The 13,299-nt window shown below is 61.0% G+C and carries 11 protein-coding genes; 9 read left to right on the top strand and 2 right to left on the bottom strand.

The window, feature by feature from the left end:
- The 3 genes from JNL55_RS03620 to JNL55_RS03610 all read left to right on the top strand — a co-directional run.
- On the top strand, positions 1 to 575 hold a 575-nt coding region (locus JNL55_RS03620), incomplete at its 5' end, for a TonB-dependent receptor domain-containing protein (RefSeq protein ID WP_293849380.1).
- Positions 576 to 614: 39 nt separating this feature from the next.
- Entirely contained in the window at positions 615 to 2,312 is a 1,698-nt protein-coding gene (locus JNL55_RS03615) for a serine hydrolase domain-containing protein (protein ID WP_293849377.1), read from the top strand.
- 1 nt (position 2,313) lies between these two features.
- Entirely contained in the window at positions 2,314 to 4,368 is a 2,055-nt protein-coding gene (locus JNL55_RS03610; RefSeq protein WP_293849374.1) for an alpha/beta hydrolase family protein, read from the top strand.
- Here JNL55_RS03610 and JNL55_RS03605 read toward each other — a convergent pair.
- The gene (locus JNL55_RS03605) at positions 4,345 to 5,655 is read right to left on the bottom strand and encodes a sensor histidine kinase (RefSeq protein ID WP_293849371.1); all 1,311 of its coding nucleotides are present in this window, start codon (positions 5,653 to 5,655) and stop codon (positions 4,345 to 4,347) included. The genes JNL55_RS03610 and JNL55_RS03605 overlap by 24 nt on opposite strands.
- Positions 5,652 to 6,350, bottom strand: coding sequence for a response regulator transcription factor (locus tag JNL55_RS03600; protein ID WP_293849368.1), 699 nt, complete (start codon positions 6,348 to 6,350; stop codon positions 5,652 to 5,654). The genes JNL55_RS03605 and JNL55_RS03600 overlap by 4 nt, the downstream gene beginning before the upstream one ends.
- Before the next feature lie 234 nt (positions 6,351 to 6,584).
- On the opposite strand from JNL55_RS03600, the gene JNL55_RS03595 reads away from it, so the two are divergent.
- The 6 genes from JNL55_RS03595 to JNL55_RS03570 form a co-directional block, all read left to right on the top strand.
- On the top strand, positions 6,585 to 7,157 hold the full coding sequence (locus JNL55_RS03595; protein WP_293849365.1) for a response regulator transcription factor: 573 nt from the start codon (positions 6,585 to 6,587) through the stop codon (positions 7,155 to 7,157).
- 56 nt (positions 7,158 to 7,213) lie between these two features.
- The gene (locus tag JNL55_RS03590) at positions 7,214 to 8,956 is read left to right on the top strand and encodes a CocE/NonD family hydrolase (protein ID WP_293849383.1); all 1,743 of its coding nucleotides are present in this window, start codon (positions 7,214 to 7,216) and stop codon (positions 8,954 to 8,956) included.
- 20 nt (positions 8,957 to 8,976) lie between these two features.
- Complete coding sequence (locus tag JNL55_RS03585) at positions 8,977 to 11,205, top strand: S9 family peptidase (RefSeq protein ID WP_293849362.1); 2,229 nt, start codon at positions 8,977 to 8,979, stop codon at positions 11,203 to 11,205.
- A 102-nt stretch (positions 11,206 to 11,307) separates the two neighbouring features.
- Positions 11,308 to 11,877: an RNA polymerase sigma factor gene (locus tag JNL55_RS03580; RefSeq protein ID WP_293849359.1), complete on the top strand. Its 570-nt coding sequence runs from the start codon at positions 11,308 to 11,310 to the stop codon at positions 11,875 to 11,877.
- Entirely contained in the window at positions 11,864 to 12,865 is a 1,002-nt protein-coding gene (locus JNL55_RS03575) for a FecR family protein (protein ID WP_293849356.1), read from the top strand. Before JNL55_RS03580 ends, JNL55_RS03575 begins: the two co-directional genes overlap by 14 nt.
- Positions 12,866 to 12,967: 102 nt before the next feature.
- Positions 12,968 to 13,299, top strand: a 332-nt coding sequence (locus JNL55_RS03570; protein WP_293849353.1) for an STN domain-containing protein, incomplete at its 3' end; no start/stop codon positions are given.

Here is a 13,299-nt window from a genome sequence, read left to right as displayed (position 1 = left end):
AAGTGAACACGGCCATCCTGGATCCAGGCTATGCGCCGATCAGCATGTCCGGCGTGAACTGTTGTTATCTGGCGCAGGGTGAGACTCAAAGCCGCGGCGCGGATTTCGAGATCAACGGCTCGTTGACTCGGGACTGGAACGTGTTCGCCGGCTACACCTACAACGAAAACGAATACAAGAAAGGCTTCACCACGTCCGGCGCGGCCTTCATGCCGCAAACGCCGCGTCATTTGTTCAAGCTCTGGACCACTTACAAGTTGCCGAATCGTTTCGATCAGTGGGAACTGGGTCTGGGCGTGAACGCGCAGAGCAAGACGTACGTGCAAGGCACCGTCATTACTTATGACTTGGGCACGGGCACGGCTCTCGGTTCGGCGCCGTACAGCTTTACTCAGGGCGGCTACACGTTGCTGAGTGCGCGAGTTCAGTACGAAATCAATGACCATTGGTCGGCGGCGTTGAACCTCACCAACATCACGGACAAAACCTACTACCAGACCGTGGGCACCAGTGCCTGGGCCAATTGGTACGGCGCGCCGCGTGGTTACATGGTGACGATGCGCGGCAAATTCTGAGCGACGGAAGAAAACTCTATGGTTCGGAGAGAGTTTTCCATGACAGGGCTGCTTGCAGCCCTGTCCTTGCTCTGCGTGACGCTGTCGGCGACTGCCGATGATGGTCAACAGAGAGAAGCGGTAGACGCGGTATTCGCCAAGTACGATCGCACTAACGGTGCGGGCGTGGTGGTCGGTGTCTATCAGGCGGGGCAGCAGCGTTACGCTCGTGCCTTCGGTATGGCCAACCTGGAAGACAACGTCGTGCTCAGCACTGACACGGTCTTCCCCATGGCCAGCGTGTCCAAGCACTTCACTGCTTTCGCGATCCTGTTGTTGGCGCGCGAAGGCAAAGTCGATCTGGATGCCGACGTTCGCACTTATCTACCGAACGTTCCTGATTTCGGCCAGCGCATCACTGTGCGTCATCTGCTGCTTCATAACAGCGGATTGCGCGACGTCTGGGGCATGTTCTGGTTTGCGGGCATCGACTCCGCGCAGGGCGGGCAGGCGATCGCGATGAAGATGGTTCAACGTCAGCGTGCGTTGAATTTCGCGCCGGGCAGCGAGCATCAGTACTCGAACACCGGTTACTTGCTGGCGGCGGAGATCGTGAAGGCCGTGAGCGGTCAATCGCTGCGCGAGTTCACGACCAAGCGCATGTTTCAGCCGCTGCGCATGGAGCACACCTTCTTTCTCGATGACACCACTGAGTTGGTGCCGGGGCGGCCAGCCTCGTACTGCTGGAAATATTTCTATTGCCAGAACGAAGCTCAGGCTTGGCGGCGCGAGCTCGGCGGTACCGACGTGGTTGGCCCGACGGGGCTGTATGCCACGATCGGTGATCTGGCCAAGTGGGCCGGCAACTTTTTGAATCCCACGGTGGGCGATAAGGCGCTCATCGATCAGTTCGTCAGCTTGGGTTCGCTGGATGGCGGCGCGCCCATCAACTACGGCTTCGGGCTGTGGCATCAGAAGATGGCCGGACATGAAGTGATCATGCACAACGGTGCCAACGAAGCGTTTCGTACTGTGTTCGTGGTGTTGCCGGAGCAGAAATTTTCTGTGGCCATCATGGCGAACACTATGATGGACGTCGGGCAGCTGGCCGAAGAAGTCGTGCGTATCTATCTTGGTGAACGACGTGGTGAGCCGGTCAGTATTCCCAAAGTCGTTACTCCAGATGCAGCTACGGTTGCCGCGGTGGCTGGGCATTACCAGCGGATTGGTCAGACGCATATCGCGTTCGATGGCAAAGGACGGCAACTGCGCCTGGTTTCCTCGGCGGCGCCGCCGGTGGTGATGCAGTTCCGCGCCGATGGAACGTTCGATGCTGGTGATGAGGCGCGGCAGAGTGGTCAGTATTTCCGGCCTGTTCGCGATGGGAGTGGAAGGGTCATTGCGTTGGATCAAGGCGGGAGCGGACAAGATCCGTTCTCCGATTCCGGCGCGCCGCTGCGCCACTTGCGAGTGGCGGCCATCGATGAGAGTAAGGTCGACCTGCGCGAATTTGTTGGTGACTATCGCAGCGCTGAGTTGGACTTCACCTGCAGCGTGTCCATCGTTGATGGGGCGCTGACGCTGGAAGCGTTTCGGTTGCCCGTGCCGATTCCGCTGACGCCGACTTATAAGGATGGCTTTCAGGGGAAGCGCTATTTTCTGCACGTCGTGGCAGAGCGCGGCGCTGACGGGCGCGTCTCCGCATTGTTAGCGAGCAGTGCCAGCGACCGTAATGTTCGCTTTGATCGAGTGAACTGAGATGAGAGAAGCCTCGCGGTGCGTGCTGCTAGCGGCGTTCGTGTGTCTGATGCCGCTGCAGTCGCCTTCGGCGACTCCGCGATTGCTCACGCCGGGAACGGCGACCGGGCGACTATTGACGCCGGACGACGTGAGTTCGTTAGCAAGCGTCGGTGGCGCTGCTCTGTCGCCCGATGGCAAGCGTGTCGCCGCGCTGATCTCACGCAACGACTTCATCGACAATCGTTCGGTGAGCTCGTTGGTCATCATTGACGTAGCGACCGGCGAGCAACGCGCTATTGCACCGGGTCGCGCGCGTATCGGCGGGCTCAAGTGGTCGCCTAACGGAGATCGCCTGGCTTGGGTCGACGCCGCCGAGGATGGCAGATCGCAGATCTATGTGCTGGCAATGGACAAGCCCGGCGCACGCGCCGTTAGCGTTACTAACATCGGGACCGGTGTAGGCGCGTATGACTGGAATCCCGATGGCGGCTCCTTCGCCATTCTCAGCAGCGAAGCGCCTGAGGTGCGCGCTGGCGAAGAAAGACATAACAAATCGTTTGATGCCTCGCGTGGCGATTACATGGCCAAGGCCGCGCCTGGAGTGACACACCTTTGGGTCGCGCCGGTTAGCGGCGGCGCTGCCAAGCGAATTACTTCCGGCAAGGAAGGCGTCGGTTCGATGGGGTGGGCCATCGACATGGATTGGCTCGACGCGCGCTCCGTCGTGATCGTGCAAAGGCCGCGTGATTTTCGCGAGGCCAGCCTGCAAGTCGTAAACGTCACCGATGGCTCTCGCCGCACGCTGGTCGCGCCGCCGGCTGCAGACCAGTCGCCGTTACAAACCCTATTCGGCGCGTCGCCGGACGGCACGCGAGTGGCGTTCGGCCGAGTTCGTGGTCCGTTGGCTTTGTGGTATCCGAACGGTGTCGTCTCAGTGACGGCGGACGGCAAGAACACCATCGATCTCTCCGCAACCGTCGACCGCAGCTTCCGTGAATTGGTCTGGGCTGGCGACAGCAAGTCGGCATTCGCAGCAGCATCTGACGAAACCCGCTATTCCATTTGGCAGCTCCCAATTCAAGGAGCAGCGAAAAAGCTGGCGCTAGGCGATATCACCATGGTGACCGGCCTATCCGCAAGCAACACGGGTGCGTTGGCATTCGTAGGCAGCACGGCCTACTCGAGCAACGATCTGTATGTGATGACCTCGCCAACCGCCAAGCCGAAGCGTCTGACAAACCTCAATCCGCAGTTAGAAACATTGCGCCTGGGCCGCGTCGGCAACGTGAGCTGGCAGCTGGACGGCTTCAACCAGCAGGGTGTGCTGACATACCCCGCCGAGTTCGTTCCCGGAAAAAAATATCCACTGGTGCTGGTGATTCACGGCGGCCCGATGTCGTCGTCCTCCGAATCCTTCAGCACGCTGGCGCAGCTGATGGCAGCGCGCGGCTGGCTGGTGTTCGAGCCGAACTATCGCGGCAGCAACTCCACCTGCACAGCGTTCATGACGGCGGTGATCAACGATTCGGGCGAGGGTCCCGGCCGCGACATCATGGCAGGCATCGACGCGGTGAAACGCTTGGGCATCGTCGATGAGAGCCGCATCGCTGCTTCTGGCTGGTCCTACGGCGGCTACATGACAGGTTGGTTGATATCGCACTATCCAACGGTGTGGCGAGCCGCGGTGGCGGGCGCAGCCATCACCGACTGGCACGATTCATACAATCTGTCCGATCTGAATCGCACCTACGCCTATCCGCTGAACGGCTCGCCGTGGCGAGACGGCAATGGCGACAACTTCCGTAAGCAGTCCGTGTTGGAATCGGCGGAGCGGATTCGCACGCCGACTTTGATCCTGCACAACGTGGGCGATCGCAGAGTGCCCATCACCAACGCTTACAAGCTGTATCACGCGTTAGAGGATAACGGCGTGCCGGTGCAGTTCATCGCTTATCCGGTGGAGGGTCACTCGATGCCGGATCCGGTGCATCAACGCGACATGCAGCGTCGCTGGATCGGTTGGATCGACGCGCGTTTCCGCGACGAGCCGTTAACCAGCGGCGGTGCCGAGTGAATGCACTGGCAAGGTGATTCGCACTTCCAACCCGCGAGGCTGGCGGTTGCGAGCTTCGATGTTGCCGCCGAGCGCCACGATGCCGCGACGGGCGATGGCCAGGCCCAGGCCGTACCCTTTGTTAGTGTTGTTGTTGCCGATGCGCACGAACGGTTCGAACATCTTATCGAGCTTGTTGCCGGGCACGCCGGGGCCGCTATCGGTCACCCGGACCAGGAACTGGGTGCCATCCGGCGTCGACAGATCGACGTCGATGGCTTGGCCAGCGGCGGAAACGCGCAGCGCATTTCGAAGTACGTTCTCCAGCGTGCGTCGCATGAGTTCGACGTTGCCGCGCACGAGGCCTTCTTGAGGCGAGGCGCTGCTGAAATTCACAACCACACCTTGAGCGCGAGCTTCGTAGTTCACATTGGCGACCACGGTTTGAATCAGCTCGTGCAGATCGAAATATTGATCGCCGCTGGATTCGCCGCTCTCGGCGCGAGCCAGCGACAACAGCTCGCCGACCAGTTCGTCGAGCCGGCGAATCTCGGTTTCGATCCGTTGCAACGACAGGTCGGTGTTGGCCGGATCCTGGCGCACCAGTGCGATGGCTTGATTGAGTCGCGCCAGCGGCGAACGCAGTTCATGACTCACATCGTGCAATAGCTGATCGCGCATCAGCACCAGCTGTTGCAAGCGTTCGGCCATGGTGTCGAAGTCCTTGGCCAGGTCCGCGATTTCATCGCGACGGCGGCCCACCGACGGCAGCAAGCGTGTGGAAAGATCGCCGCCCGCCAGTCGTGCGAAACCTTTACGAATCCTTTGCACCGGACGCGTCAGATAGAACGCCAGGCCGGCGCTGAAGAACAATGCGCCGACCATGCCCATCGCCAGCAATTCGTCGCGGGGATTGAGCGCTTCGATCACACTCCAATCGCCGCTCCAGGCCGGCAGCTCGTAGGTCACTAGATAATGAGTGCCGTTGCGTGCCACCGCAGTGACCCACAGATAGCCCCGCTCAGGAGCTACGTCACGCGCGTCCGGATCGATCGCATGAATCTCGATGTCATCGCGAATGTCTTCGGCCCAAGCAGCTTGCAGCTTTTCCACCGCACGCAAGCCACCGCTTTCCAGCGCTGCTTTGACGGCGCCGAGCTGCACCGGGCCCATTTTCTCCGCCATGGTGCGGTAGTACGACGGCCGGGGCTCGGAAAACACGCGCACCACCAACCAGCCGAACTGGTTGACGGCAATGAACGTGAGCCAGAACCCGAACATGATTTTCCAGAACAGCAGGCTCTTCATGGCAGGCCGATCCGGTAGCCGATGCCGCGTACAGTTTCGATCTGAGCGGTGGCGCCGGCGGCGGTGAGCTTTTGACGAATGTTACTGACATGCACGTCGATACTGCGGTCGTAGGGCTCGCGTTTGCGGCTCAACGCCTGCATCGACAATTCGTCCTTGGAAATGACCGCATCGCCCGAACGCAACAAGGCTTCCAGCACATTGAACTCGGTGGCGGTGAGGTCGATGGCGGTGGAGCCGCTGACCACCCGGCGTTGTGCCACCGACAACTCCAGATTGCCCAGCTGCAGGCTCGAGGGTTTATCGGGGCGGGCCGGCTTGGGGTGCCGACGCAGCACCGCTCGCAGGCGGGCCACCAGTTCCAGGGGATAGTAGGGCTTGGCGATGTAGTCGTCGGCGCCGGTTTCGAGGCCGGCGACTCGATCCAGGCCTTCACCGCGAGCGGTCAGCATGATCACTGGCACATCGCTGACGCGACGGATGCGGCGCAGGGCTTCGATGCCGTTCATGCGAGGCATCATCACATCCAGCAGCACAGCGTCGAATTGACCCGACAACGCCGCCTGCACCCCTTCCTCGCCATCGGCCGCGGAACTCATCTCGAACCCCTCGCCAGCCAGATACTGTTTCAGCATCCGGCTGAGCTCGGCGTCGTCGTCTATGAGAAGCACGCGCTGGCTGGTGGGGTGGGTCATGACACAGTTCACTATGCCCCAATCGGGCCGGGCCGTCAGGTGCGTTTTCGAAACCCTTACAGTGCATTTTCACACGCCTTACCCAACCGGCCACCGCGGGCTGGCATATATCGACACAGGCAAACCGCCCGTCGTAAGACCGCTCGACATGCAGGAGAAGGCACCTATGCATCCCATGCTCGCCAGCCTCGCCACGCACACTCGGTTCAAGCCATCGGCCAGGGGAGACGGGCGATGAGCATGGCTTTACAAGTCGAGTGTCACGCGCCTGCGGTTTCGACCCGATCCACCCGGCGCGACCCGGTGGAAATGCCGGCGGTCATCATGTTGGATGCCTGGGGCCGCACCCTGTTCAGCACCCCGGCCGCACGCACCTTGTGCAGCCGATTCGAAATTGGCTTCACCGCCACCCCCGGCGGCATCAGCGCCGTCGTCCAGGGCAGCCTGGCCGCGGGCGCCTCGCCCCGAGCCGGCATGAGCCGCTTGGTCAGCACCCCCGATGTGGAAGTGATGATCACGTCGTGCATGGATTCCCGCCTGGTCGCTGGAGTGAACGCTCCGCACTACATGGTGGTGCTGTCGCTGCGTGCTCCCAAAGAAACCGACAGCTGGCTGCAGCAGCTCACTCCTAGCGAACGTCGCATCGCTCACTTGGTCGGCCAAGGGCTGCGTAACAAACAAATCGCCGACGCACTCAGCATTTCCAACCGGACGGTGGAATGTCACATGAACACCATCTTCCAAAAGCTCGGCCTCAGCAGCCGGGCACAGTTGGTGCGGCGGTTGGTGCTGACTGCAGAGAATTGAGCTAGATCGCTCGATAGCTCGTTGAATTGATAACTGGGGAGATCGCGTTGACCGCAATGCTGAGTAACAGCGCGCGCCGTACAGGCGTGCTTTTGGCGTTATCGTTGTCCATGAGCTATGCCGCGCAGGCGGCCGAGCCGGCGGCGAACGACATCATCGTCGAAAGCAACACCATGGTGCCGATGCGCGATGGTACGCGTCTCTCCACCGACATTTATCGTCCTGCCAAACCCGGGCGCTATCCGGTCATCCTGTTTCGCGATGCGTACGGCAACGGCTCGGGCGCGACGGCGTCGGCACGTAAGTGGGTCGACAACGGTTACGTGTATGTCAGTCAGGACGTGCGCGGTCGCTTCGATTCCGAAGGCAGCTACTACCCGTACGTTTTCGAAATCAACGACGGTTACGACACGCAGCAGTGGGCCGGTTCGCAGGAATGGTCGTCCGGCAAGGTCGGCATGATCGGCGATTCGTATCGAGCTGCCGTGCAATGGTTGCCGGCGCATTTGCGTTCGCCGTCGCTCACCGCCATCGCGCCGCGTGTAACGCCGTTCAACTACTACAAGGACGTGGTGTATTCGGGCGGCGCACTGCTGCTCGCGTCGCGACTGGATTGGGCGTTCTATATGTCCGGCCGCACCGGTCAGTCCGGTTTCGACTGGGACAAGATGCGTCAGCATCTGCCGTTGAAGACCATGGACAAGGCCTTCGGTTACAACACTCAGCATTGGCGCGATTGGATTGCGCATCCCAGCTACGACACCTATTGGAAGGTGTTCGACGTCGAAGCGCGCGTCGGCGATATCGATGTGCCGGCGTTGAATGTCGGCGGTTGGTACGACGCATTTCTGCGCGGCACGCTGGCGAGCTACACCTCGATGAGCAAAGGCGCTTACAGCGAACGCGCTCGCCGCGGTCAGAAGCTGGTCGTCGGTCCCTGGAATCATTTCGCGGGCGGCGCGATCTCCGGCTCGCCGCTGACGTTCGGTCCCGACGCGCAAGTGAATTTCCACGACCTGGAGCGTCGTTGGTACGACCATTGGTTGAAGGGTGAGAACAACGGCATCATGCAGGAAGCGCCGGTGCGCATCTTCGTGATGGGAGATAACCGGTGGCGCGACGAGCAGGACTGGCCGCTGGCACGCACTCGCTACACCAAGTACTACCTGCAGAGCGCCGGCAAGGCGAACACGACCTCAGGCGATGGCCAGCTGGTGACGCGTACGCCGAGCGCCAGCCAGACCAATACCTATACCTACGATCCGGCCAACCCGGTGCCGACCAAGGGCGGCAATTTGCTGCCGGTGAGCCTCGGTGCGGGACCGGCGGACCAGGGTGAAGTCGGCAAGCGTGATGACGTGTTGGTGTTCACGACTCCAGAGCTGACTCAAGATACCGAAGTGACCGGCAACATCACGATGACGTTGTATGCGGCCTCGAGCGCGCCGGACACCGACTTCACTGCGAAGCTGATCGACGTGCATCCGGACGGCAAGGCCTACAACCTGGCCGACGGCATCATTCGCGCTCGCTATCGCGAATCCATCGAGCGTGCGGTGCTGATCGAGCCCGGCAAGGTGTACGAATACAAGATCGACCTGTGGGCCACCAGCAACGTGTTCAAGAAGGGCCACAAGATCCGCGTCGATCTGTCCAGCAGCAACTTCCCCAAGTTCGACCGCAATCCCAACACCGGCCACAAGTTCGGCGAGGATGCGGAGCTGCGGACTGCGACTCAAACGATTCATCACTCGCGCCAGTATCCGTCGCACATCGTGCTGCCGATCATTCCGCGTTAAGTTTTTCGGGAGTTTGCTGAATGTCATCAGTTAAGGGGATGACGGCCGCATTGGCCGTCTCCGTAGGACTCATGGTGGCTGGCTGCGGCCAGAAAAAAGAGCCGGCTGCCGCCGAGCTGGCGCCTCGCTATGAGCACGCGTCGTCGTACTTGCCGTGGCGGATCAAACAATACGTAGACGGTTTGACCGTGCAGCCCAATTGGAGCGAAGACGGCAACGGTCTGTGGTTCAAAGCCGTGAGCAACGGCAAGACCGAGTATGTGCAGGTCGATATCGCCAACGGCGGTAAGCTGAGCCGTTCGGAACAACAGCCGGAGTCCAAGCAGAAGGCTCAACCGGAAGCGCCGCGCGATGTGGTCGTGTCTCGCAACGGCCAGTGGGGCGTGCGAGTCATCGACGGCAATCTGTATCGGGTCGAGATGGCGACGGGCAAACAGACCCAGCTCACCACCGATGCCGTGCCGGACTACGCCTATGGCCTGGTGCCGCACTCGGATCTGCGTTCCTTGTCGAAGCGTCTCGCCAACGATCCGTTGCTGGCGTTCGGTGTGTGGTCGCCGGACGGCAACAAGTTCGTGACATATCGCGTCGATGAGCGTGGCATGTACAAGCTGCCGTTCGTCGTGAACATCGTGCCGGGTGCCAAGCACCAGGTGCCGTATGTGCACTATCAAAACACTGCCTGGCCCGACAGCGAAAAGATCCAGCTGGGCGAGCTGATGGTGTTCGACATGCGCACCGGTAAGCGCACCAACTTGCAGATTCCCAAGCCGCGCGTGGCCTTCGAGCCGACGCCTGAGGGCGGTCTGCGTTGGAGCCCGGATGGCACCAAGGTGTTCGCCGCGCCTGAATCGCTCGACTACCGTTCCATCACGGTGTGGGAAGCCGATGCCACCACCGGCAAGGCTCGCGCCATCGCTAGCGACACGGCCAAGCTGCCGTTCCGCCCGGACATCGACGAGGCCAAACGTTTCTATCTGGTCGGCAACGGTGAACAGACCATTGTTTACTCGGAGCGTAGCGACTGGGGTCATTTGTATCTGTTCGATTCGGCGACCGGTCAGCTCAAGAACGCCATCACTCAGGGCGACTGGGCCATCCATGAAGTGAAGCGTGTGGACTCGGCCGGTGGCTGGGTTTATTTCACTGCCGGTGGTCGTGAGACGGATCGCGATCCGTACTACTCGCACCTATATCGCGTGAAGCTCGACGGCAGCGATCTGACATTGCTGACGCCGGAGAATGCACAACACAACGTGCAGTTCTCTCCGGACGGTCGTTACTTCATCGACAGCTACTCCACGGTGACAGAAGCTCCCGTGCACGTGTTGCGTGCCAACGATGGCACTCAGGTCGCGGAGCTGTTGCGTGCGGACATGACTCGTCTGAGCGAGCTCGGCTGGACACCGCCGATTCGTTTCAAGGTGAAGGCTGCGGATAACCAGACCGACCTTTACGGCGTGCTGTTCCTGCCGTCCGACTTCGACAAGTCGCGTTCCTATCCCATCATCGATGCGCAGTACTCGGGCACGCAGACGCTGGTCGCGCCGCGTGAGTTCTTGAAGGATCGTTGGAATGCCATCGCGTTGTCGCAGGTGGGATTCGTGGTCATGCACTTCGACGGTCGGGCAACTCCGTTCCGCCGGCAGTCGTCGCAGGACATCGGCTTCGGCACGGGCGTCGCGTCGAAGGACATCCTGGAAGATCACGTCACGGCCATGAAACAACTGGCCGCGCAGTACAAGTTCATCGACATCGAGCGCGCCGGCATCTACGGCCACTCGTGGGGTGGCTATCGCGCCGCGCGGGCGTTGTTGCAGTTCCCGGACTTCTTCAAGGTCGGTATCGCCACCGCGGGTAGCCACGACAACTATTTGTTCGTGTCTGGTCACAACCGCTGGTACGGCCGTCCGCAGGAATATCCGGACAGCTACAACAACCAGTCCAACATGGAGCTGGCGGGTAACCTGAAGGGCAAGCTGCTGCTGGCCCACGGTGCCAATGACGACGACGTGCACATGGCGCTGACGCTGCAATTGGCTGATGCGTTGGTGCGCGAGAACAAGGACTTCGACCTGTTCATCCATCCGACGCGCAATCACAAGGACATCTGGCAGGATGGCTATATGATCCGTAAGTCGTGGGATTACTTCGCGCAGCACCTGCTGCACGCCACGCCGCCCACTGGCGTGAAGGTGCCGGACTACGACGGCCCGGCGTACCAGCGGACCATGAGCGTCGAAGACTGATCGAAGACTAAACGGGCACGAACCGGCGCCTCGGATCCCTACCTCCGAGGCGCAAAATAATTGCGTTGCATTCGCCACGCCGCCTACAGATCATGGGCGGCGATGAGCGACTCTCTCGACACTTGGTTCAAGGACGAAGTGCTCGTGCATGAGGAAGCACTGACGCGGTATCTACGCCGCGCCTGGCCTCACCCGGACGACATCCATGACCTCCGCCAGGAGGTCTATGCGCGTGCCTACGAGTCGGCCGCCAAGTACATCCCCACCGGCACCCGCACATTTGTATTCGCCATTGCCCGGCATTTGCTGGTCGATCGGCTGCGCAAGCAACGCGTGGTGGTGATCGACTCGGTGCCGGACACCGAAGCTCTGAATGTGATTCCTGAGGATGCGGGTCCCGAGCAGCGTGCGTCGGCCTACGAGGAACTGCGTCAGTTGGCGCGTGCCCTCGACGATCTACCCCGCAAGTGTCGCGAGGTCGTGTGGATGAGGCGCGTCGAAGACCTGCCGCAGAAGGAAGTGGCTGCGCGGCTGGGGCTGAGTGAAAAGAGTGTCGAGAAGCACGTCATGAAGGGCATGAAACGACTGACGGAAGCAGTGTTCGGTGCGCGGCCCGCGGACAAGACGCAGGACGCCGCTTTGGATGCAGGGCGAGGCCATGGGAAACAGTAGGCAAATCGAAGATACGGCCGCCGCCTGGTTGGCGCGGCGAGATAGCGGGCGCTGGACCGATGCTGACCAGCGCGAGCTTGCTACTTGGCTCAACGAAAGTGTGCTCAATCGCGTGGCCTTCCTGCGCTTGGAAGCAGGCTGGGAAAAGAGCGTGCGTATGAAAGCGCTGGCTGCAGGTGCCGCGAATGTTGCCGCGTCGGATGAGTGGCGCTCCTCGCCGTTCTTCGGCCGCCTGCCGACCTCGCAAGCTGGCGCTCGTCGCTGGCGTCGTCTGCCGGTCGGTCTGGCGATTGCTGCGACGGCATTGATGGCGCTGACGACGACGCTTTATCTCATGCTGTCGCCGGCCCGAGATGACTATGCGACGCCAACGGGCGGACTCGCGCTGGTCCCGCTTCAGGATGGTTCCAAACTGACGCTCAGCACGGCGAGCCGGGTGCAGGTCTCGATGACAGAGCACGAGCGTCGCGTCGATCTCAAGGAAGGCGAGGCATTCTTCGAAGTTGCTCACGATACGGCGCGGCCGTTCGTGGTGCGGGCGGGCAACCAGACGATTACCGCCGTGGGCACGCAGTTCTCTGTTCGGCGCGAAGCGGATGATGTTCGCGTCGTGGTGACTGAAGGCCGAGTTCGCATTGAGCGTGACGCCGTCGCGAACAGTGCGAGTCTGTTGGCGGCTGGCGCTGTCGCACGCACTGAGGGCGGTGTGGTGCGAATGGAGAAGCGGACGACTATCGAGGCGGAGGAATTGCTCAGTTGGCGTAGTGGTTATCTGACGTTCGACGAGACCACGCTGGCCGACGCCGTCGCGGAGTTCAATCGATACAGCAGCCGTAAAGTCATCATCGACGACGCCAGCATTGCCGCCGTGCGTATCAGTGGCAAGTTCCGCTCCAACAACGCCAGCGAGTTCACTTTGTTGTTGCACACCGGATTCGGCATTCAAGTGCGAGAGAGCGAAGACACGGTTCGGTTGGCCGCGCACTGAGTTCACATTCGCCAATTATCGAAACGGCGAGTGCGGGATTCTCGCGACTCGCACGTGTTAACACCCAGCGACCACAATCATGCGTCGCATGGGGAGAGCAAGGTGAAGACTGCCGTTAGAAAGTATCTCGTTGCCGCGACGCTGCTGGCTTCCATGAAGCTGTATGCGGCCGATCCCGGCAGCATCGATGTGCCTGCGGGCAACTTGGTCGCTGCGTTGAAATCGCTGGCGGCACAAGTCGATGTCGAACTGGTTTATCAGGCTGAGCAGCTGAAGAATCTGCGCACGGAGGGTGTCAAAGGCACGCTCTCGCCGCAGGAAGCCATTGGGATTTTGTTGAAGGGCACGGATCTGCAAGTGCAGACCTCGCCCAGCGGTGCGATGGTGATTGCGCCCGCACTGAACCGCACGTCTCAATCAGTCGGCAGCGATGC

Source organism: Steroidobacter sp. (genome assembly GCF_016790065.1).
Classification (GTDB): Bacteria; Pseudomonadota; Gammaproteobacteria; order Steroidobacterales; family Steroidobacteraceae; genus Steroidobacter.
The sequence above is the reverse complement of the archived record's forward strand: the minus strand, read 5'-3'. Positions and strand labels throughout refer to the sequence as shown.